The sequence below is a fragment of the Phaeobacter sp. QD34_24 genome (assembly GCF_028890115.1).
Taxonomy (GTDB): Bacteria; Pseudomonadota; Alphaproteobacteria; order Rhodobacterales; family Rhodobacteraceae; genus Phycobacter.
On the sequence record NZ_JARCJD010000016.1, the window covers coordinates 1 to 21554 of the forward strand.

At 63.1% G+C, this 21554-nt stretch carries 22 protein-coding genes; 16 read left to right on the plus strand and 6 right to left on the minus strand.

Going from position 1 to position 21554, the window contains the following annotated elements:
• Positions 1-243 precede the first annotated feature (243 nt).
• Positions 244-1065 carry a lytic transglycosylase domain-containing protein gene (locus PXK07_RS13440; protein ID WP_274848842.1) on the plus strand — a complete coding sequence of 274 codons (822 nt, stop codon included), beginning with the start codon at positions 244-246 and terminating at the stop codon, positions 1063-1065.
• 17 nt (positions 1066-1082) lie between these two features.
• Here the strand turns inward: PXK07_RS13440 and PXK07_RS13445 are convergent, their stop codons facing one another.
• On the minus strand, positions 1083-1664 hold the full coding sequence (locus tag PXK07_RS13445; protein WP_274848843.1) for a TetR/AcrR family transcriptional regulator: 582 nt from the start codon (positions 1662-1664) through the stop codon (positions 1083-1085).
• Between the two features lie 216 nt (positions 1665-1880).
• On the opposite strand from PXK07_RS13445, the gene PXK07_RS13450 reads away from it, so the two are divergent.
• The 6 genes from PXK07_RS13450 (at position 1881) to PXK07_RS13475 (ending at position 6118) form a co-directional block, all read left to right on the plus strand.
• A complete protein-coding gene (locus PXK07_RS13450; protein ID WP_274848844.1) occupies positions 1881-2117 on the plus strand; it encodes a hypothetical protein in 237 nt (78 codons plus the stop codon).
• A 115-nt stretch (positions 2118-2232) separates the two neighbouring features.
• Positions 2233-2697, plus strand: coding sequence for a nuclear transport factor 2 family protein (locus PXK07_RS13455; RefSeq protein WP_274848845.1), 465 nt, complete (start codon positions 2233-2235; stop codon positions 2695-2697).
• Positions 2698-2732: 35 nt separating this feature from the next.
• On the plus strand, positions 2733-3347 hold the full coding sequence (locus PXK07_RS13460) for a pyridoxamine 5'-phosphate oxidase family protein (RefSeq protein WP_274848846.1): 615 nt from the start codon (positions 2733-2735) through the stop codon (positions 3345-3347).
• Positions 3348-3391: 44 nt separating this feature from the next.
• Positions 3392-4348, plus strand: coding sequence for an alpha/beta fold hydrolase (locus tag PXK07_RS13465; RefSeq protein WP_274848847.1), 957 nt, complete (start codon positions 3392-3394; stop codon positions 4346-4348).
• A 66-nt stretch (positions 4349-4414) separates the two neighbouring features.
• Positions 4415-5263, plus strand: coding sequence for a PhzF family phenazine biosynthesis protein (locus PXK07_RS13470; RefSeq protein ID WP_274848848.1), 849 nt, complete (start codon positions 4415-4417; stop codon positions 5261-5263).
• Positions 5264-5362: 99 nt separating this feature from the next.
• Positions 5363-6118 (plus strand): hypothetical protein, encoded by a 756-nt coding sequence (locus PXK07_RS13475; protein WP_274848849.1) that lies wholly within the window; start codon positions 5363-5365, stop codon positions 6116-6118.
• A gap of 68 nt (positions 6119-6186) precedes the next feature.
• Here the strand turns inward: PXK07_RS13475 and PXK07_RS13480 are convergent, their stop codons facing one another.
• From PXK07_RS13480 to tldD, 5 genes are all read right to left on the minus strand, one after another.
• The gene (locus tag PXK07_RS13480; protein ID WP_274848850.1) at positions 6187-6816 is read right to left on the minus strand and encodes a 3-oxoacid CoA-transferase subunit B; all 630 of its coding nucleotides are present in this window, start codon (positions 6814-6816) and stop codon (positions 6187-6189) included.
• Entirely contained in the window at positions 6816-7538 is a 723-nt protein-coding gene (locus PXK07_RS13485) for a CoA transferase subunit A (RefSeq protein WP_274848851.1), read from the minus strand. The genes PXK07_RS13480 and PXK07_RS13485 overlap by 1 nt, the downstream gene beginning before the upstream one ends.
• Before the next feature lie 362 nt (positions 7539-7900).
• Positions 7901-10567: a type I DNA topoisomerase gene (gene topA, locus PXK07_RS13490; RefSeq protein ID WP_274848852.1), complete on the minus strand. Its 2667-nt coding sequence runs from the start codon at positions 10565-10567 to the stop codon at positions 7901-7903.
• Between the two features lie 172 nt (positions 10568-10739).
• Positions 10740-11945, minus strand: a complete 1206-nt coding sequence (dprA, locus tag PXK07_RS13495; RefSeq protein ID WP_274848853.1) for a DNA-processing protein DprA — start codon at positions 11943-11945, stop codon at positions 10740-10742.
• A gap of 268 nt (positions 11946-12213) precedes the next feature.
• Positions 12214-13635: a metalloprotease TldD gene (gene tldD, locus PXK07_RS13500; RefSeq protein WP_274848854.1), complete on the minus strand. Its 1422-nt coding sequence runs from the start codon at positions 13633-13635 to the stop codon at positions 12214-12216.
• A gap of 206 nt (positions 13636-13841) precedes the next feature.
• On the opposite strand from tldD, the gene coxB reads away from it, so the two are divergent.
• From coxB to PXK07_RS13545, 9 genes are all read left to right on the plus strand, one after another.
• The gene (gene coxB / locus PXK07_RS13505; RefSeq protein WP_274848855.1) at positions 13842-14681 is read left to right on the plus strand and encodes a cytochrome c oxidase subunit II; all 840 of its coding nucleotides are present in this window, start codon (positions 13842-13844) and stop codon (positions 14679-14681) included.
• A gap of 127 nt (positions 14682-14808) precedes the next feature.
• Positions 14809-15750 (plus strand): heme o synthase, encoded by a 942-nt coding sequence (gene cyoE, locus PXK07_RS13510; protein ID WP_274848856.1) that lies wholly within the window; start codon positions 14809-14811, stop codon positions 15748-15750.
• Position 15751: 1 nt separating this feature from the next.
• Positions 15752-15928: a cytochrome C oxidase assembly protein gene (locus PXK07_RS13515; protein WP_274848857.1), complete on the plus strand. Its 177-nt coding sequence runs from the start codon at positions 15752-15754 to the stop codon at positions 15926-15928.
• Positions 15928-16515 carry a cytochrome c oxidase assembly protein gene (locus PXK07_RS13520; RefSeq protein ID WP_274848859.1) on the plus strand — a complete coding sequence of 196 codons (588 nt, stop codon included), beginning with the start codon at positions 15928-15930 and terminating at the stop codon, positions 16513-16515. Before PXK07_RS13515 ends, PXK07_RS13520 begins: the two co-directional genes overlap by 1 nt.
• Before the next feature lie 34 nt (positions 16516-16549).
• Positions 16550-17365 (plus strand): cytochrome c oxidase subunit 3, encoded by an 816-nt coding sequence (locus PXK07_RS13525; protein WP_274848861.1) that lies wholly within the window; start codon positions 16550-16552, stop codon positions 17363-17365.
• 130 nt (positions 17366-17495) lie between these two features.
• On the plus strand, positions 17496-18170 hold the full coding sequence (locus PXK07_RS13530; protein WP_274848862.1) for an SURF1 family protein: 675 nt from the start codon (positions 17496-17498) through the stop codon (positions 18168-18170).
• Positions 18171-18174: 4 nt separating this feature from the next.
• Entirely contained in the window at positions 18175-19563 is a 1389-nt protein-coding gene (gene thrC, locus PXK07_RS13535) for a threonine synthase (RefSeq protein ID WP_274848863.1), read from the plus strand.
• Positions 19560-20822 carry a M16 family metallopeptidase gene (locus PXK07_RS13540; RefSeq protein WP_274848864.1) on the plus strand — a complete coding sequence of 421 codons (1263 nt, stop codon included), beginning with the start codon at positions 19560-19562 and terminating at the stop codon, positions 20820-20822. The genes thrC and PXK07_RS13540 overlap by 4 nt, the downstream gene beginning before the upstream one ends.
• Positions 20823-20824: 2 nt before the next feature.
• A complete protein-coding gene (locus PXK07_RS13545; RefSeq protein ID WP_274848945.1) occupies positions 20825-21415 on the plus strand; it encodes a GNAT family N-acetyltransferase in 591 nt (196 codons plus the stop codon).
• The last annotated feature ends 139 nt before the right edge of the window (positions 21416-21554 follow it).

Genomic DNA, 21554 nt, shown 5'->3' on the forward strand with positions numbered 1-21554 from the left:
AGATCAGACATGTTACCGCTCGATTTTCGAACCGTGAATCACGCCGCTGGACGGAAATCAATGGGTCCTGACCCTAAAAAAGATGTTTACGGCTCGTAAACCGGCGTGGCTTTTGCGCGGCATTCCCAATGAAATATGGCAAGTTCGCCAGATTCTGGGCCCATTGGGCTGGATCTGAAAGGCGATTTGACCGAGTCTTTCCCGCAAAAGAGCAGCATCAAAACCGGGTTCACAGGCCGACCCATGTTCAAATCATGTCTATATGCCGCCGTAGCGGCGGCGATTCCCCTGTTGCTGACCGGGCCGACGGGGGCCGAGCAGCTCCCGAAGCCCTTTCCGGAGTTCGAGGCCAAGCGGGTCAAGCCGCCAAAGCCCGGCACCGGGCAGCGCATCACGGTTCAGATCACCCCGCCGGTGGTGCAGCCGCAAACTGCGGCAGAGGGCACACCGGGCGCATCACCCGAACAGCCCGTCGGGCGGTATTCCTGGTTCTGGCAGCAGGTCGCGCCGGATCTGGGCGCCACCACGGGGGCGGCCCGGCTGGAACGGGCGCTTGGGGTGCTGAGTTCCAGCGAAGGCAGTTCCATCGCCGCACCGCGCCTGCAGACCCTGCAAGAGATTGTCGCCAGCCAGGGGGTGCCGATCCTCATGGCGAGCCTTGAAGCGCGCGTCTCTCCGGCGCTGACCCTGGCGGTGATCGCGGTGGAAAGCGAAGGCCGGGTGGATGCGCTGAGTTCCGCCGGGGCGCAGGGGTTGATGCAACTGATGCCGGACACCGCCAGCCGCTTTGGCGTCAGCGATGCCTTTGCAGCCCAGCAGAACATTGCGGGCGGCGTGAAATATCTCGATTGGCTGCTACAGGAGTTCAAGGGCGATGCGATCCTGGCTCTGGCTGGCTACAATGCGGGGGAGGGCGCCGTGCATGATCACGCCGGGGTGCCCCCCTTTGCCGAAACGCGTGACTATGTGCCAAAGGTGCTGGCGGCCTATCGGGTGGCCCGCAACCTGTGCATGACACCGCCCGAGCTGATCACCGACGGCTGCGTCTTCCGCCGGGTGGAGTAGGCTCGCGCGTCCGCCTGTCAGCCTTGCGGAAGATGCAGGGTGAGCAGCCCGCGGGCGGCCTCCTTGGCGTCTGCGGCCGGATCCCCGGCCAATCCGCCGCCCCGCGCCATCACCGCTGACACGATTGCCCCTTCCTTCAGCAGCAACAGCTGACGCGCCAGTTTGACCGGCTCTGCCGCTCCGGCAGCCTTGGCAATGCTTGCGAAGTGATCCTGCAGGATCTGCTTGTGCGCCGCGGATTGGGCGTGGATCGGGTGGTTGACCTCCTGGAACTCGGCACTGGCCTTGATGAACATGCAGCCGCGGAATTCTGGCTTCTCGAACCATTCCGACAGGGCGTCAAACATCGCCAGCAGCTGGCCTTCGGGCGTATCCGAAAGCTCCTCGATCCGGCGATACAGCCAGTGGCGGAAGTTCTCGTCCCGCAGGCGCAGCACCGCGAGGATCAGTTCTTCCTTGGTGCGGAAGTGCTTGTACATGGAGGTCTTCGACACGCCCGTTTCAGCCACCAGCATATCCATGCCAGTCGCGTGAAAGCCGTTTCGGTAAAACACGGTCAGGGCCTTTCGGACCAGCTCGTCTCGCTTGTTTGGGCGCATGATTCGTCTCTTTCTGTACTGATCTGTACATAAAATGCACCCATGGGGAAAGCAACTGCGACACAATAAAGTGAAGCATTTCAGGCGATTGAGGGTGGAATCAGGAAAACTGATCACAGCCGATCACAAAATGTGATTTGCAAAACAGTACTGATCGGTACAGCTTGGTGGAAAGTTAACAGATCGGTACACCTAAGCCCAAGGATGGAGGCCCCAATGAGACGATTGTTCCAACCCATGCGCTCCCCATTTGGTCCTTTTGCGCTGACGGCCGCCATTGCGGCGGCCCAGCTGACACCGGCAGGTGGCTTTGAATACGCGGAACCACTGACCCGCACCGGCTTTGCCCAGGTGATCCATTTCGCCCGGACATCCGCCGCCCGGCCCGGTGGCGCACAGACCATGGCGGTTACCATGCCCGAGGGGGCCGCCATGCGGGTGGGCGCCCCGTAAGCGGCGGCCACCCGACCCACCCCGGCCCGGGCGCATCTGACCTCCCCCCACGCGCGCTCCCGGACCGGGGTGGCAAATCCTTCCCTCCTCCGACCCTCAAGAAAGGACTTCCTTCATGTCCCGTCCCCCTGTGCCTCCCTTCGACAAAGCCAGTGCCATCCAAAAGGTGCGCCTTGCCGAAGATGGCTGGAACACCCGCGATCCGCAGACCGTGGCGCCGGCCTATACCGATGACTGCCCCTGGCGGAACCGGGCCGATTTCGCCATCGGCCAGGACGAGATCCGCGCGCTGTTGACCCGCAAGTGGTCGCGCGAGTTGAACTACCGGCTGATAAAGGAGCTCTGGGCCTATACCGAAAACCGCATAGCCGTGCGCTTTGCCTATGAATGGCAGGATGACAGCGGCCAGTGGTATCGCTCTTACGGCAACGAGAACTGGGAGTTCGCCGCAGACGGTCGCATGCAGCGGCGTATCGCCTCGATCAACGATCTGCCGATCCGGCAAGAGGATCGCCTGTTCCACTGGCCGCTGGGCCGCCGCCCCGACGATCATCCCGGCCTGTCGGAGCTCGGTCTCTGATCCATTTTCCCAACCTCAAAAAAGCGAGTGCAACCATGCCCCGTGCCTTTGCAGAAATTGCCTTTACCCCCGCCGTGCGCGCCCATCAGGAGCGCATGGGCTCGGCCCGGTCCTATGGTCGGCTGCTGGATATTCCCGAACGTTCAGGCGACCGGATCGGCGTTGCCGAGGCCGCCTTTATCGCCGATCGCGATGGCTTCTATCAGGCGACGGTGTCGGAAACCGGCTGGCCCTATGTGCAGTTCCGGGGCGGGCCGCGCGGCTTTCTCAAGGTGCTGGACGACAAGACAATCGCCTATGCCGATTTAAGCGGCAACAAGCAGTATGTCTCGCTTGGCAACCTCACGGAAAACGCCCGCATCTCGATGATCCTGATGGATTACCCGAACCAGCGGCGGCTCAAGATCTGGGGCACGGTTGAGGTGGTCGAAGGCGCCGAAGCGACGGATGGCCTGTTCCCTTCGGGCGCCGATGCCACCCCGGAGCGGGCCATCCTGATCCGCGTCGAGGCATTTGACTGGAACTGCCCCCGCCATATCCCCGAGCGGCTGACGCTGGAGGAGCTGGAACCCCACCTGGCCCCCCTGCGCACGCAGCTTGCGGAGCTCAAGGCCGAGAACGCGCGCCTGAAGGCAGGTCAGCCCGCCTGAGGCTGTTCTCGGAACACCCACCACACCCAGAAAGGAATACAGACATGAAACACCATCCGACACATGCGTTGAACGCGGTCTTCGTGGCCGGTGCGATAGCGGTCTCTGCCCTGCCGGGAATGGGACAGGCCAATACCATGCCGGAGGTGAGTTTTTCCGCCGCGCAGATCGAAGGGCTGAACATCGCCTACCGCGAGGCCGGTGACCCCGCGAACCCCACGGTCCTGCTGCTGCATGGCTTTCCGACCTCTTCGCATATGTTCCGCGAGCTGATCCCGGTGCTGGCCGAGCAATACCATGTGATCGCGCCCGACTACCCCGGTTTCGGCGCCTCGGATATGCCGGATGCGGCGGAGTATGAATACAGTTTCGCCAATACCGCCGAACTGATGACGGCGCTGCTGGATGAAAAGGGGGTCGGGGACTATGCCGTCTATCTGATGGATTACGGCGCCCCGGTGGGGTACCGGATGTTCGCCGAGCACCCCGAGCGCGTGACAGGTTTCATCATCCAGAACGGCAACGCCTACGCGGAGGGCCTGCGCGAGTTCTGGGATCCGATGAAGGCCTATTGGGCCGATCCCAGCGCGGAAAACGGCGATGCCCTGCGCGGCTTCCTGACCCTGGATGCCACCAAGTGGCAGTTCACCCACGGGGTGCAGGATCCCTCCACCATCAGCCCGGACAACTTCTGGCACGTGCAATATCTCCTGGACCGTCCAGGCAATCAGGAGGTGCAGCTGGAGATGTTCCTCGACTACGGCACCAATGTGGGGGAATACCCCAAATGGCAGGCGCTGTTCCGCGAGCACCAGCCGCCCGCGCTGCTGGTCTGGGGCGCCAATGACTACATCTTCCCGGCGGAAGGGGCGCATCCTTACAAACGCGACCTCACGGATCTGGAATTTCACCTGCTGGATACCGGTCACTTCGCCCTGGAAGAATACGGCGATGAGATCGCAGGCTGGATGCTGACCTTCCTGGACCGGATCAACGACTGACCCATGGCGGGGTACCGGAACCATCTCCGGTGCCCCCCTTCACCATTTCAATAAAGGAGACAATTCATGGCAGAGACCCTGACAGTCGACCGGGTAGCGGCATTCTCGAACGGTGCCCAAGGCGGCAATCCCGCCGGTGTGGTGATCGCCGACCAGATGCCGAGCGCGGCCGAGATGCAGCGTATCGCCGCCGAGGTCGGCTATTCCGAGACCGCCTTTGCCGCGCCATCCGGCGATCACGGCGGCGCCTGGCGGGTGCGCTATTTTGCCCCCAGCACCGAGGTCGCTTTTTGCGGCCATGCCACCATCGCGCTGGGCGCGCGGCTGGCGGCGCGGTTTGGCGGCGGGACCTATCCGCTGGTGCTGAACGACGGCACCATCTCGGTCGAGAGCGATGCGACGGGGGATCTCTCCCGTGCCGCGCTGATGTCGCCCCCGACCAAGAGCGGGCCCGCATCGGCAGAGCTGCTGCAGGCGGCCCTGGCGCTGTTCGACCTTGCACCGGCTGATCTGGACCCGGCGCTGGCTCCGGCGGTTGCCAATGCAGGCAATGATCACCTGGTGCTGGCGCTTGCGGACCGCGCGCGGCTGGCCGCGATGACATATGATCTGAAGGAGGGGGCTGCTCTGATGCAGGCCCATGGGCTGACCACCATCAACCTGATCTGGGCTGAAACCCCGCGCCTGTTCCACAGCCGCAACGCCTTTGCCATCGGCGGCGTGCTGGAGGATCCCGCCACCGGCGCGGCGGCGGCAGCGCTCGCGGGCTATCTGCGCGACGCAGGCTGGCCTCACGGCGGCGCCATCGACATCGTTCAGGGAGAGGACATGGGCGCCAAATCGCTGTTGCGGGCCGAGATTTCGGATGAACCCGGCGCCAGCATCCGGGTGTCCGGAACCGCCAGGGTCATCTAGTCACTCAGGGGGGGCAGGTCCAGGCCAGCGCCCCCTGTGCGCCTGCGGCGGCAGTTTCACCTTGTGCGGGTCCCTGCGTTTCGCTTTTGTGAGCCCACTATGTTTTGGCGCGCCTCTTACATCAGCCTGTTTCTGCTCATCGCCGCACCACTGGGCGCCCATTCCCCCTATTACACCCAAGTGGAGCCGCTGCAGCCGGATGGCAGCGGCTTTGCATTGAAGCTTCTGAATGGTGATGGGGTCGTCGGCTCTGATCCTGTGCGGGCTGTCATAGTAGACGAGGCGGGCCATGCCCGTGCCATTTCGCCGTTGGGGGTGAGCCTGCACATTTCCTGCCTTCGGGGGGAGGGGACGCGGCGATGTGTTGTATATGATGGGATCTCTGCTGAGGTCTTTGAACCGGATCCCGGAACATGGGAGACGCGCCCGGTCATCGAGCAGGACGGCAAACCCATGCCCACTGCCTACCCTGAGCATATGGGGCAGAGCTTTGGTTTCCTTGTCAGATCCGCCACATGGGCAGAGATCCTGTTGTTTGAGGCGAGCAAGATCATATCGAGCCCAATCTCGGCGTGTCTGGCCCTGCTCTGGTGGACCGCGATTGCCTCGCTGCTGACATTTACATTCTGGCGCATCGGCCGTCCGGACTTCCGGGGCGCAGCAACAGTCCTATGGGCGGTGCTGCGCTTGGCTGCGGCGGCTGGCCTGTTTTCCGCCACGGTCAAGGCCTGGGGCTGGGCGCCATATTCGCCTTACTATGCCGCGTTCTTTGCAATGTCAGGAGCGCTGTGTGCCCTGGTCCTGACCCGTCCCAGACAGCATGCACCAGAGGGCGAGCACCCCATCCGGGAATGACGGAGCGACAGAAAAGGCCCGCCGGATGCATCGGGCGGGCCTTTTCAAATTCAGCTGCGTGGCTGCGATCAGTTGACGATGGTCGCTTCGGTCGCGGCGCGCAGCTCTTCTTCGGTGACGCCATCGGCCAGCTCAACGATTTTCAGGCCACCCTCGACCACGTCGAGCACGCCCAGACCGGTGATGATGCGGTCCACAACGCCCTTGCCGGTCAGCGGCAGGGTGCAGGCCTTCAGAACCTTGCTGTCGCCGTGCTTGTTGGTGTGGTCCATGACCACGACCACGCGGCCAACGCCTGCGACCAGGTCCATGGCGCCGCCCATGCCCTTGACCAGCTTGCCGGGGATCATCCAGTTTGCCAGGTCGCCGTTCTCGGCCACTTCCATCGCGCCCAGGATCGCCATGGCGATCTTGCCGCCGCGGATCATCGCGAAGCTTTGCGCGCTATCGAAATAGGCGGTCTGCGGCAGTTCGGTGATGGTCTGCTTGCCGGCGTTGATCAGGTCGGGATCCTCTTCGCCCTCGATGGGGAAGGGGCCCATGCCCAGCATGCCGTTCTCGGATTGCAGCGTCACCTCGACGCCCTCGGGGATGTAGTTGGAAACCAGCGTCGGGATGCCGATGCCGAGGTTCACATACCAGCCGTCCTGCAGTTCCTGTGCCGCGCGGGCGGCCATCTGATTGCGGTCCCAAGCCATTATGCGGTCTCCTTCTTGCGAACGGTGCGCTGCTCGATGCGCTTTTCATGCTCGCCCTTGATGATGCGGTGCACGTAGATGCCGGGCAGGTGGATGTGATCGGGGTCAAGGCTGCCGGTGGGCACGATTTCCTCGACCTCGACCACGCAGACCTTGCCGCAGGTGGCGGCGGGCACGTTGAAGTTGCGCGCGGTCTTGCGGAACACCAGGTTGCCGGTCTCATCCGCTTTCCAGGCCTTCACGATGGCCAGGTCGGCAAAGAGCCCCTCTTCCATGATGTAGTCTTCCATGGCGCCGTCAGGGCCGGTGGGGAATTGCTTCTCCAGCTTGCCCTCGGCGATCACGGTGCCGACACCGGTCTTGGTGAAGAAGCCAGGAATGCCCGCACCGCCTGCACGCATGCGCTCGGCCAGGGTGCCTTGCGGGTTGAATTCCAGCTCCAGCTCTCCAGAGAGGTACTGGCGCATGAATTCGGCGTTTTCCCCCACGTAGGAGGAGATCATCTTCTTCACCTGCTTGGTCTGCAACAGGATGCCGATGCCGAAATCGTCGACGCCAGCGTTGTTGGAGGCAAAGGTCAGATCCTTGGTGCCTGCGTCCTTGATTGCGTCCAGCAGAAGCTCTGGAATGCCGCAGAGGCCGAAGCCGCCCGAGGCGATGAACATGCCGTCATGAAGCAGCCCGTCAAGCGCTTCGGCGGCGTTGGAGTAGACTTTTTTCACGGAGTTCTCCCTAAACTGCCAATTGGCAGGGTTCTGCGCCTCGGACCGGGCAGAGTCAAGAATACGGAGAGAAACGCGTATTTCTACGGAGACCTGTTCTGCACGAGAGGGCGCCGGACGGGGAGAGGGAGCGCTCCCGCGCCCTTGCAGCCCGTTGGCAGTGCCAATGCCCCCCGCAGGCTTGGGCCTGGCGCCGCTGGCGCGGCGTGGACGTGGGGCAACGGGCATGCCACCGGAGCCACCGCGCCGCGCCAGCGGCGCCGGGCCCAACGGAGAGGGGACATTCCCTGAATGTGCACCGAACCGGCGGGAGCCGCCCGCTGCTGTCCTTCAGGGTCCTGGCCGCTGGGGAGACGCCCGCCTTAGCTGGCGTCGGAGGCCTTTTTCGTGGTTTTCTTCGCCGCCGCCTTCTTGGTCGCGGTCTTCTTTGCGGCAGTTTTCTTGGCCGGGGCCTTCTTCTTGGTCTTCCCGGCCTTCTCGGTGATCAGCTGAACCGCCATCTCCATGGTGACATTGGCAGGTTCCACGTCCTTGGGCAGGGTGGCGTTCACCTTCTCCCATTTCACATAAGGCCCGTAGCGTCCGTCCATGATGCTGACCGCACCGCCGCTCTCGGGATGTTCGCCGAGTTCCTTCAGCGCCTTGGCTGCGGCGCGGCGGCCACGTCCGGGGTTGGCGCGCTTTTCGGCCAGCATTTCCACCGCGCGGTTCATGCCGATCTCGAAGACGTCCAGCGTCTCCTTGAGGTTCACATAGACCGGCTTTTCCTCGTCCGGGCGCTGGTGCGCGATATAGGGGCCAAAGCGACCCAGGTTCGACTGGATTGCGCCGCCATCCGGGTGCTGGCCGATTTCTCGGGGCAGGGTCAGCAGGGTAACCGCCTGTTCCAGGGTGATCTCATTGGGGCCCCAGCCGGGCAGGAAATCCCGCCCCTGTTTCGGAAGCGAAGACCGGGGCGGCTTCTTGTTCTCAGGCGTCGCCTCGCCGCGCTGCACATAAGGCCCGAACCGCCCGGACTTCAGGTGGATCTCATCGCCATCATCCTCACCCAGGATCCGCTCGTACCCTTCGGCACCCTCGCCGGAAATCGGTCGGGTGTAGTTGCATTCCGGGTAGTTTCCGCAGCCCACGAAGCCGCCGGTGCGCGAGGTCTTGAGATGCAGCTGGCCCGCGCCGCACTTGGGGCAGATGCGCGGATCGGTGCCATCCTCACGCGGCGGATAAAGCTGCGGTGCCAGGGCATCGTCCAGCACATCCAGCACCTCGGTGATCCGCAGATCGGAGGTTTCTGCAATCGCAGCCGAGAAATCGCGCCAGAACTTGCCCAGGAGATCCTTGTAATCGGCGTCCCCGGCGCTGACGTCATCCAGCTGTTCCTCCAGCGCGGCGGTGAAATCATATTCCACATAGCGCTTGAAGAAGTTCAGCAGGAAGATGGTGACGATCCGCCCCTTGTCCTCGGGGAAGAGACGGTTCTTCTCCTTGCGGACATACTCGCGGTCCTGGATCGTGGTGATCACGCTGGCATAGGTCGAGGGGCGGCCGATGCCCAGCTCTTCCATCTTCTTGACCAGGGTGGCCTCGGTATAGCGCGGCGGCGGCTGGGTGTGGTGCTGCAGGCCCAGGACGGCGGCATTGTCCGACAGGATCGCGGCGTCCTTGCCTGCCTTTTCGGCCTGCGCCGCCAGCGAGGAGGCAAAGCTGATGCCTTCGCCGTTCATGATCTGCGGCAGGCGTTTGTCGTCCTCGTCCACCACATCGTCGCGGCCCTCTTCGTAGACGCGCATGAAACCGTCGAACAGCACCACTTGCCCCGTGGCGCGCAGCACCACCTGGCCATCGTTCGAGCCGATATCCACGGTGGTGCGCTCCATCCGGGCGCCTTCCATCTGGCAAGAGATCGTGCGCTTCCAGATCAGATCATAGAGCTTGCGCTGATCCTCTTCGCTGACCTTCAGGCTCTTGGCGTCGCGGCTCATATCCGTGGGGCGGATACATTCATGCGCTTCCTGAGCGTTCTTGGCCTTGTTCTTGTAGATGCGGGGCGATGCGGGCACGTAGTCCGCGCCATAGCGGGTTTCGATCTCGGCGCGGGCGGCCTGCACCGCTTCGGGCGCCATGTCGATCCCATCGGTTCGCATATAGGTGATGTATCCCGCCTCATAGAGCCGCTGTGCCGCATTCATGCACTGGCGTGCACCCATGCCGAACTTGCGGCTGGCCTCCTGCTGCAGGGTGGAGGTCATGAAAGGCGCCGAAGGGTTGCGGGAGGCGGGCTTTGCCTCGACCGATTTCACCACCAGATTGCGGCTGGCCACCGCCTGCACCGCCAGTTCGGCGGCGGTGGAATTGGCGAGGTCGTATTTGTCGAGCTTGTCGCCGCCCAGAACCGTGAGGCGCGCCTCGAACTCCTGGCCGCGCGGGGTGGCAAGCTGCGCCTTCACCGACCAGTATTCACGCGGATTGAAGGCTTCGATCTCCATTTCGCGTTCGACGATCAGGCGCAGGCAGACCGATTGCACCCGGCCGGCAGACCGCGCACCGGGCAGCTTGCGCCACAGAACGGGGGACAGGTTGAAGCCCACGAGGTAATCCAGCGCGCGGCGGGCCAGGTAGGCCTCCACCAGCGGCATGTCGACCTGGCGGGGATGTTTCATCGCCTCGGCCACGGCCTCCTTGGTGATCGCGTTGAATGTGACGCGGCTGACCGGCGTGTCCTTCTTGATCGAGCGGCGCTTGGTCAGCGCCTCCTGCAGGTGCCAGCTGATTGCCTCTCCTTCGCGATCGGGGTCGGTCGCGAGAATCAGTGCGTTGTCTTCCTTCAGCGCGTCGGCAATGGCCTTGACGTGCTTGCGGCTGTCGGCTCCGACCTCCCATTTCATGTCGAAGTCATGTTCGGTGTCGACCGATCCGTCCTTGGGCGGCAGGTCGCGCACGTGACCGTAGGAGGCAAGAACGGTGTAGTCAGAACCCAGGTATTTGTTGATCGTTTTTGCTTTGGCTGGGGATTCGACGACTACGACTGGCATGAAAATTCGGGACCTCTTGAAGGGCGGATACTTCGCGCTCTATGGCGGGGCAAGATGTGGCGTGCAAGGGGAGAATGTCAATGCGCGGGCTTTGGACGCGGTGTCTGCGCTGACTTTGCCGCGCTTTGCATCGCTTTTGCCCGGGATCGGTGGCGGCGGTCTCACGCGGCATTCAGTCCCCCTTGCCGCCGGGTGGGCGGGAGAGCATGCCGCCGGGATGGCGGTCGATCTCTCCGTCCAGTTCCAGTTCCGTCAGCACCGACGACAGGTCTTTCGGTGCGACCGCCAGTTCATGAAGCAGTTGATCCTCCGGAGTGGGGGAGGGGCCGAGCCGGGCCAGGACCTGCTGGTGCAGGGCGGCGGTTTCACGCAGGTTGCGACGCTCGGGTGGCGGTGGCGGCAGATCGGCCAGGGATTCGCGCGGGGATTTCCGGGGGCATTGCGCGCTGGCTGTCCGCTGCGGGGGGCGGGCGTCCGGGCTGTCCATCGGGGGCAGGGCGGAGATCACGTCCTCGGCGTTGCGCACCAGCTGGGCGCCATCGCGGATCAGCATGTTGCAGCCCGAGGCGCGGGCATCAAAGGGGTGCCCCGGCACAGCCAGCACCTCGCGCCCCATATCCAGCGCATCGCGGGCGGTGATCAGGCTGCCGGATTTGGCGGCAGCCTCCACCACAACCACGGCCTGGGCAAGACCGGCAATGATCCGGTTGCGTTTCGGGAAATGCCGCGCCTGGGGCGCCAGCCCCATGGGCTGCTCGGACAACATCAGCCCCTGGCGATAGATGTCCTGGCCAAGTCGGGTGTTTTCCGACGGGTAGATCACATCCACCCCACCGGCCAGCACCGAGACGGTGCCACCGCTGAGTGCGGCCTGATGGGCGGCGGTGTCCACGCCCCGGGCCAGGCCGGAAACCACCACATAGCCGCGCGCCGCCAGATCATGCGCCAGCGCCCGCGCCATGCGCGTCCCCAGCGAGGAGGCATTGCGGGCGCCGACGATGGCGATCATCGGTCGTTTGAGAAGGTCGAGATTGCCGATCGCCCAAAGGGCAGGCGGGGCATCTTTCAATTGCGCGAGGAGGGCGGGATAGTCGGGATCCCCAAAGCACAAAAGCCGCGCTTTGGCGGCTTTTGCGGCTTTCATTTCGGCGTTTACCGCGTCGGCAGGGCATGTTTCATACCCCTTTTGGCCAGCGGAACGTGCCATTTTAGGCAACGCTTCCAGCGCATTCTGCGCTGAACCGTGTTCAGAGAGCAGCCGGTAGAATGTAGCCGGTCCAACCCGTCTGGAGCGCAAAAGGCGAAGCCACGAACGCCGGAGATCTTCCGTGGTGGGTGGGAGTGGGGGGTGAGTGGAAGAATGTGCTTCTTCAGTCATCCATAACTCCGCCTGTTTGCATCCTTAGAATTAACCTTGTCGGGTTAACAGGTGGTGAATACGTTCAAATTTTCCAATGTTTTTCGCAGAAATTCTGTAAGTCATTGTTTTTGTGCGGTGAGTTTTTGAGGTCGCCCTGTGGAAGCCCCTGCAGCCCGGCGCGATCAGGAGCCTATTGCGATACAGTACAGTAAAAAAACGGACCAATGGGTCCGTTTTGTGTTCAGTTGCAGGTGATTCCGCCGGAAATTAACCAGCAGATCTTTACCTAAATCGCGGCGCCGCCGACCGTAAGGCCACCCATCAGGACCGAAGGCTGGCCGACGCCCACAGGCACCCACTGGCCTGCCTTGCCGCAGTTGCCCATGCCCGGATCCAGCTCCATGTCATTGCCGAGCGCGCGGATCTGCTTCAGAGCGGTGGCGCCGTCTCCGATCAATGTGGCGCCCTTCACCGGGGCACCGACCTTGCCATTCTGGACACGGTAGGCCTCGGTGCAGGAAAAGACGAACTTGCCATTGGTGATGTCCACCTGTCCGCCACCAAAGCCGACGGCCCAGATCCCGTCTTTCATGCCCGCGACCAGATCCGCGGGATCGGTATCGCCCCCCATCATATATGTGTTGGTCATCCGTGGCATGGGGGCATGGGCATAGCTTTGCCGCCGCCCGTTGCCGGTGGCCTCAACTCCCATCAGCCGGGCGTTCTGCCGGTCCTGCATGAAGCCGACCAGGATGCCGTCCTCGATCAGGGTGGTTTTCTGGCTGGGGGTGCCTTCGTCATCGACGGTGATCGAGCCGCGCCGGTCCGGGATGGTGCCATCATCCAGCACGGTGACACCGGGAGCGGCGATGCGCTGCCCCATCAGTCCTGCAAAGGCCGAGCTGCCCTTGCGGTTGAAGTCGCCTTCCAGCCCGTGGCCGATCGCCTCGTGCAGAAGAATGCCAGGCCAGCCCGGGCCCAGGACAACCTCCATCTCCCCGGCAGGGGCCGGGATGGCGTCCAGATTGACCAGGGCGATTCGCAAGGCCTCGCGCGCCTTGTCCTGCCAGCTGGCCGGATCGATCAGCCCATCAAGGCCGACGCGCCCGCCGCCGCCAACGGATCCGCTTTCGCGGCGCCCGTTCTGTTCCACGATGACCGAGACGTTGAGCCGCGTCATCGGACGCACATCGCGCACCCGCACCCCGTCGGCGCGCAGGATCTCCACCTCCTGCAGGGAGGCTGCCAGGGTGGCAGAGACCTGCACCACACGGGAATCCAGCCCGCGGGCAAAGGCGTCGATCTCGCGCAGGGTCTCCACCTTGACCGGAAAGGGCAGGGCCCCGATCGGATCCGCGTCGGTATAAAGCTTCTTGTTGGTCGCGACGGGAGGATCGGCATAGGTGCCGCCCCCATCGCCTACCGCAAGGCGCGCGGTCTCTGCGGCGCGGCTCAGGGCCGGGATCGAGACATCGGTGGAATGGGCATAGCCCGCCACCTCGCCATTGACGGCGCGCAGTCCGAAGCCTTCGGAGGCATCATAGCTGGCGCTGCGCAGGCGGCCATCGTCAAAGACCAGCGCCTCGGACTTGCGCCGTTCGACAAAGATCTCTCCATCGTCGGCGCCCTTGGTCGCGCTCTGCAGGATGGCGAGCGCCTCATCCTCGGGGAGGCTGGTCTCAAATGGGCGATAGGCCGTGGTTTCCATGTCTCATTCCTCTTCGGCGGGCCGACTTTTTTTGATCTAAATCAAGAAAGCGACGCTTTGCCGCTCGGCTACCTCTTTATCTGTACGCCCGAATATGATTTTAAGCTGCGTCAAAGACAACGGGTCCGGTGCGTTTTGTGGAATCAAGGATTTCATATAATGTCGCCGGTAGCAGCAACAACGCGATCAAACGATCAGGACATGACATGAAGAATGCTTTGATGCTTTCGGGCCTTTTTGCTGGCCTCTTTAGCCTTCCAGCCACAGCGCAAGAAGGTCTGGAAACCATTGGCAAGCCGACCAACGGTGGCCTGGGATTCCAGCCGGCCGCGACAGAACTGGCGGAAGGTATCCACAAGCTGGACGGTATCATCCTGGTGATCATCACCGCCGTCTGCATCCTGGTGGGGCTGTTGCTGCTTTACGCCATCGTGCGTTTCAACAAGCGGGCCAACCCTGAATCGGCCTCCTTCACCCACAACACCCCGATCGAAATTGCCTGGACGGTGATTCCGATCCTGATTCTAGTCTTCATTGGCTCCTTCTCGCTGCCGGAACTGTTCCGCCAGCAGGAGATCCCGGAAGGGGACGTGACCATCAAGGTGACCGGCTACCAGTGGTACTGGGGCTATGAATATGTCGACCACGAGTTCGGCTTTGAAAGCTTCTTGCTGCCGAAAGAAGAGCTGGCAGACTACGGCTACAATGAAGATGAATACCTGCTGGCAACCGATACCGCTGTTGTCGTGCCGGTGGGCAAGACCGTCGTGATGCAGGTGACCGCGGCCGACGTGATCCACTCCTGGGCGATGCCCGCCTTCGGCGTGAAGCAGGATGGCGTTCCGGGCCGCCTGGCCGAACTGTGGTTCAAGGCCGAAAAGGAAGGCATCTACTTCGGTCAGTGCTCCGAGCTCTGCGGCAAGGACCACGCCTATATGCCGATCACCGTCAAAGTGGTCAGCCAGGAAGCCTATGACGAATGGCTGCAGGGCGCGATCGAGGAATATGCGGGCCTTCCGCAGTCCTACCAGGTCGCCTCCAACTGATCTGATCCGGGGCCGCATGGCGGCCCCTCACATGGGCGCTTCCCATATCGGTGGCGCCCATCGCACCATCTGAAACCCAACGAGGATGCGCCCCGTGCCGCATCCCCTGATGGCCAAAGAGACTGACATGAGCGACGCAAGCATCAATGCCAGAAACATCCGCGAAGACGAGCCGAGCTTTGGCGATTATTTCGCCCTGCTGAAGCCGCGCGTGATGTCCTTGGTGGTCTTTACCGCCCTTGTGGGGCTGCTTGCAGCGCCGGTCGGCGTGCATCCCGTGATCGGTTTTGCCGCGATCCTGTTCATCGCCATCGGCGGCGGCGCTTCCGGTGCGCTCAACATGTGGTGGGACGCGGATATCGACCAGGTGATGAAACGCACCAAGTCGCGTCCCATTCCCGCGGGCAAGGTCGAGGCGGGTGAGGCGCTGAGCCTCGGTCTGGCGCTCTCGGGTCTCTCCTGCATCATGCTGGGGCTGGCGACCAACCTCTTTGCAGGTGCCTTTCTGGCCTTCACCATCTTCTTTTACGTCGTCATCTACACCATGTGGCTGAAGCGGGCGACGCCGCAGAACATCGTGATCGGCGGTGCCGCCGGGGCCTTCCCGCCGGTCATTGGCTGGGTCGCGGCCACCGGCACCATGTCGGTCGAGCCCTGGCTGATGTTCGCGCTGACCTTCATGTGGACGCCGCCGCACTTCTGGGCGCTGGCGCTGTTCATGCGGTCGGATTATGACGATGCCGGCGTGCCGATGCTGACCGTGACTCATGGTCGCCGGGCCACCCGCATCCATATCCTGGTTTACACCGTGCTTCTGGCGATCCTGGCCGTGGGCACGGCCTTCTCGGGCATCGGTGGTCCGATCTACCTGGCCGTGGCCGCGGTGTTGAATGCCCTATTCCTGCATGGCGCCTGGAAGATCTTCCGCCGCGACGAAGACGACAGCGAAGCGGATAATTTCAAGGTCGAACGGTCTTTCTTCAAGCTTTCCCTGCTTTACCTGTTCCTGCACTTCGGCGCGATCCTCGTCGAGGCTCTGCTGAAACCCTATGGGCTGGGAGGCTGGTAAGATGGCCATTCGCAAGGAACACGATCTGCACAAGCGGCGCCTGGGGCGCAACATGGGCGTTGGCCTGCTTCTGGGCGGCTTTGTTGTCCTGGTGCTGGCGCTGACCATGGTCAAGGTGACCTCCAAAGGGTTCAAGTTCCCCCAGGCGCAGACAGCACCACAGGCGGAGCAGAACTGATGGCGATCCAAGGTCCGCAGAAAACCGTTCTTCAGCTTGTCGGCGTGGTTGTCTTCATGGGCGGCCTGGCCTGGGCTTCGGTGCCGTTCTACGACTGGTTTTGCCGGGTAACCGGCTTTGGCGGCGTCACGGGCGTGGCCGAGCAGGGATCGGACACCATCCTTGATAAGACCATAACCGTGCGCTTTGACGCCTCCAAGGAGCGCGACATGCCCTGGCAGTTCAAGCCGGTCGCGCGCGAAATGGAGATCCGGATCGGAGAGACCGGCCTTGCCTTCTACGAGGCCTATAATCCGACCGACAAACCGGTTGCCGGCCAGGCGTCCTATAATGTGACGCCCTATTCCGCCGGCGCCTTCTTTGAGAAAATCGCCTGTTTCTGCTTTGAGGAACAGGTGCTGCAACCGGGGGAGCGGGTGCAGATGCCCGTGACCTTCTTTGTGGATCCGGAAATCGTTGAGGACCGGGACGGAAAGTTCGTGCATACGATCACGCTTTCCTACACATTCTATGAAATCGATCTGCCCGAGGGCTATGCCGCTCTCGACACCGGTGATAAAGCCGGGGCAGGCACAACCACGAACTAGGCACGAACTAGGCCGCTAGGTGAGGGACACTTAAATGGCGCACGCTAAAAACCACGACTATCATATTCTGCCACCGTCGATCTGGCCTTTGCTGGGATCTGTGGGCGGCTTTGCAATGCTGTTCGGCGCGGTGCTTTGGATGCATGACATCACGCCTTACCTGTTCTGGGGCGGTCTGGCCCTGGTGCTTTATGTCATGTTTGCCTGGTGGTCCGAAGTGGTCGCCGAAAGCCGTCAGGGCGATCACACCCCGGTGGTGCGCATCGGCCTGCGCTACGGTTTCATCCTCTTCGTGATGTCCGAGGTGATGTTCTTCTTCGCCTGGTTCTGGTCGTTCTTCAAACACGCCATGTACCCGATGGAAGAATATGTCGGCACCTCCTATGTGCAGCCCGACATCTACCCGGTTGACGCCTTCCACCTGCCGCTGATCAACACGCTGGTGCTGCTGCTCTCGGGCTGTGCCGTGACCTGGGCGCACCACGCGCTGGTCCACAACAACGACCGCAAGGCGCTGGTGCAGGGCCTGTCCATCGGTATCGTTCTCGGCATCTTCTTCACCTTCCTGCAGGGCTACGAATATGCGCACCTGCTGCACGAAGGCTGGGAATTCGGCGCCGATGAGTTCTACTCGAACTTCTTCATGGCCACCGGTTTCCACGGCTTCCACGTGATCATCGGCACCATCTTCCTGACCGTCTGCCTGATCCGCGCGCTGAAGGGTGATTTCACCCCCGAGCAGCACGTCGGTTTCGAGGCCGCAGCCTGGTACTGGCACTTCGTGGACGTTGTCTGGCTGTTCCTCTTCGTGGCGGTCTACGTCTGGGGCACCGCGGGCCTGGCCCACTAACCACAGTCCCCGGCTTCCGGGAATTGTAACAGGTACAGGTTTGTGGTTCCAAATTCCGCAGACAGATCGTAAGACACGCAGCGCGCGGGGGCTTCTCCCGCGCGCTTTTCATTGGCGATGAGGACGCGCAATGCGGCGGTTTATCTTTCTATCCCTGGTGGGCGGGCTGGGCCTTGCCGTGCTGCTGTCGCTGGGAACCTGGCAGCTGCAGCGCATGACCTGGAAGAAAGACCTCCTGCAGACCATCGACGCCCGTATCGCGGCGGCGCCGGTTCCCTTGCCGTCCGCCCCGCGTGAAGACCAGGACCGCTACCGGGCCGTCACTGTCCGTGGCGAGATCGAGGAGCGGGAACTGCATGTGTTCTGGGTGACCAAGGCTGCAACGACCGGCTACCGGATCATCTCTGCGCTGGTCACCGAGGACGGGCGGCGCGTTCTTCTGGATCGCGGCTTCGTTCCCGCCGCCGACAAGAATAATCCCCGTGCCGCTGGCGCCACTGCGATCACCGGTAACCTCCTGTGGCCCGACGAAGGCGATTGGACCACCCCCGCGCCTGAACTGGACGCCAATATCTTTTATGCCCGCGATGTCGCCCTGATGGCAAAGCAACTGTACACGGAACCGGTTCTGGTCGTCGCCCGCACGGCTACTCCAGAGGCGGCTGTGACGCCGCAGCCGGTCACGACGGCGGGCATTCCAAACAACCACTTGCAATATGCACTCACCTGGTTTTCGCTGGCCGCCATCTGGGCCGCGATGACCGCCTATTTCCTGAGGCGCAGCCGCGCCAAACCCGAAGGCTGAAGCGATGAAATACATCTCCACCCGGGGCCAAGCGCCCGAACTGACGTTCGAAGAGGCGATGCTGACCGGCCTCGCCCGTGATGGCGGTCTGTATGTGCCGGCCGAGATCCCGCAGATGAGCCCTGACGAGATCGCCGCCCTGTCGGGTCTCTCTTACGAGGAAACCGCCTTTCGCGTGATGCGTCCCTTCCTGGGCGATTGCTTCACCGATGAAGAGTTCCGCGAGATCATTGCCAAGGCATACGAGGGTTTCGGCCATGCCGCCCGCGCGCCGCTGAAACAGCTGGCCCCCAATCACTTCCTGTTGGAGCTGTTCCACGGGCCCACATTGGCGTTCAAGGATTTCGCCATGCAGCTGATCGGTCAGCTGTTCGAGGTGGCCCTGAAGCGGCGCGGCGAAAGCGTGACCATCGTGGGGGCGACCTCGGGCGATACCGGATCGGCGGCGATCGAGGCCTTCCGGGGCCTGGATGCGGTCAATGTCTTTATCCTTTATCCCCATGGCCGTGTCAGCGAGGTGCAGCGCCGTCAGATGACCACCCCTGCGGACAGCAATGTGCATGCGCTGGCGGTGGAAGGTGACTTTGACGATTGCCAGGCGCGCGTGAAGGACATGTTCAACGATTTCGGCTTCCGCGACGGGGTGAAACTGGCCGGTGTGAATTCGATCAACTTTGCCCGCGTGCTGGCGCAGGTGGTCTATTACTTCTCCTCCGCCGTGTCGCTCGGCGCGCCGCATCGCAAGATCAGCTACACCGTGCCCACCGGCAACTTTGGCGACATCTTCGCGGGCTATATCGCCAAGCAGATGGGCCTGCCGATCGACCAGCTGGTGGTGGCCACCAACCAGAACGACATCCTGCATCGCTGCCTGTCCGGCGAAGGCTACTACAAGGGCGACACCATCCCCTCGATCAGCCCGTCGATGGACATTCAGGTCTCGTCGAACTTCGAGCGCGCCCTGTTCTATGCTTATGATCAGGATGGCGCAGCCGTGGGCCAGCTGATGGATGAGTTGAAAAACGGCGGCTTTGACGTCTCCCAGGGCGCGATGCAGGCGCTGCGGGAAACCTATGTGTCGGGCCGCGCCTCGGAAGAGGAAACCATGGCCACCATCAAATCCGAAGTCGCGGCCTCGGGCGAATTGCTCTGCCCCCATGGTGCGGTGGGTGTGAAGGTTGCAAACGAGCTGCGCGCCTCCGATATCCCCATGGTGACCCTGGCAACGGCACATCCGGCGAAATTCCCCGCCGCCGTGGAAGAGGCCAGCGGCATCCACCCGCCGCTGCCGCCCCGCATGGCGGATCTCTATGAGCGGGACGAACGCGTCACCCGCATCGACAACGATCTGGCCGCCCTTGAGGCGCATATCCGAAAGACCATCGCGCATTGACAGTTCAGCAGCACACACTTCCCAACGGCTTCCGCATCGTTTCGGAACATATGCCGGGGCTGGAATCCGCCTCTATCGGGATCTGGGTCACCGCCGGTGGGCGCCATGAGCGCCCCGAGCAGAACGGCATCGCCCATTTCCTGGAGCATATGGCCTTCAAGGGCACCGAGCGCCGTACGGCGCTGCAGATCGCCGAGGCGGTCGAGGATGTGGGCGGTTACATCAACGCCTACACCAGCCGCGAGGTCACGGCCTATTACGCCCGGGTGCTGAAGGACGATGTGCCGCTGGCGCTGGATGTGATCGGCGATATCCTCTTGAACCCTGTGTTCGACCTGCATGAGATCGAGGTGGAGCGCAGCGTGATCCTGCAGGAGATCGGTCAGGCGCTGGATACGCCCGACGATGTGATCTTTGACTGGCTGCAGGAGGAAAGCTACCGCGATCAGGCGCTGGGGCGCACGATCCTGGGCCCGGCGGAGCGTATCCGGGCCTTCTCCCGCGATGACCTGCAAAGTTTTGTGGGGCAGCACTATGGTCCCGGCCAGATGATCCTCTCTGCGGCTGGCGCCGTGGATCACGATGCCCTGGTCCGTCTGGCTGAGGCGCAGTTCGGCCATATGGTAGCCCGTCCGCTGCTGCAGCCGGATCTGGCGCGGTTCACAGGCGGTGAAGCGCGGCGCGACAAGGATCTTGAGCAGGCGCATTTCGCACTCGCCTTTGAGAGCCCCGGCTACAAGGATGACGAGATCTACACGGCGCAGATCTATGCCAGCGCCATGGGGGGCGGCATGTCCTCGCGCCTGTTTCAGGAGGTGCGCGAAAAACGCGGGCTGTGCTACACGATCTTTGCCCAGGCCGGCGCCTATGCGGATACCGGCTCCACGACGATCTATGCGGGCACCTCGGGCGACCAACTGGGCGAGCTGGCGCATATCACCATCGACGAGATGAAGCGCGCCGCCGAGGACATGAGCGAGGCGGAAGTCGCCCGCGCCCGTGCGCAGATGAAGGCGGGCATGCTGATGGGGCTGGAAAGCCCCTCGAACCGGGCCGAGCGTCTGGCGCGGCTGGTACAGATCTGGGGCAAGGTGCCCTCCCTTGAAGATACCGTGGCCCGCATTGATGCGGTCACCGTTGCGGATGTCCGCCAGATGGCGGAACAGCTGGCCGTGCAGGCCCCTGCGGCGCTGGCGCTTTACGGGCCGGTCGCAGAGGCGCCGGGGCTGGGGGATCTGCAGGAGAGGCGTGCCGCCTGATGCTGCTGCTTTCCCGTCGCAAGGTCCGGCTCGAAACCGAACGGCTCACGCTCAGGCCGCCGGTGCATGGCGATTTCCAGACCTGGGCGGCGCTGCGCCTGCAGAGCAAGGAATACCTGACCCCCTGGGAACCGGTCTGGGCGCCGGATCATCTCAGTCGCAAGGCCTTCACCAACCGGGTCTATTGGGCGCAGCGGGCGGTGTCCTCCGGAACGGCGCTGCCGCTGTTTCTGATCCGTCGTGAGGATCAGGAATTGGTCGGGGCGATCACGCTGGACAATATCCGCCGCGGCCCGGCCCAGGCGGGGACGCTTGGCTACTGGACGGGGCAGTCCTTTGCGCGCCAGGGCTACATGGCAGAGGCGATCGGGGCCGTCGTGCATTATGCCTTTGGCAAGCTCGAACTCAGCCGGATCGAGGCCGCCTGCCTGCCGGAAAATGTCGCCTCGCGTGGGCTGCTGGAACGGTCCGGCTTCAAATACGAAGGCGTTGCGCAATCATACCTTCAGATCAACGGGCGCTGGCGGACGCATGTGCTCTATGCCAGCCTGCGCCATGATCGCCGTGGCAAGACCCAGGTCGGCCAGGCCTGACGGCAGCCTTATCTCGCTCCGCTGGCGTGGCGCTCCCGCCCCCGCAGGTGCCCCGGCTGCGCCGGAAACCCCTTGGCGGCCTTGGGCATGGCACCGTGCAGGGCACGGTGCAGCGCCGCGCAGATGCGCGGCGCCGGGC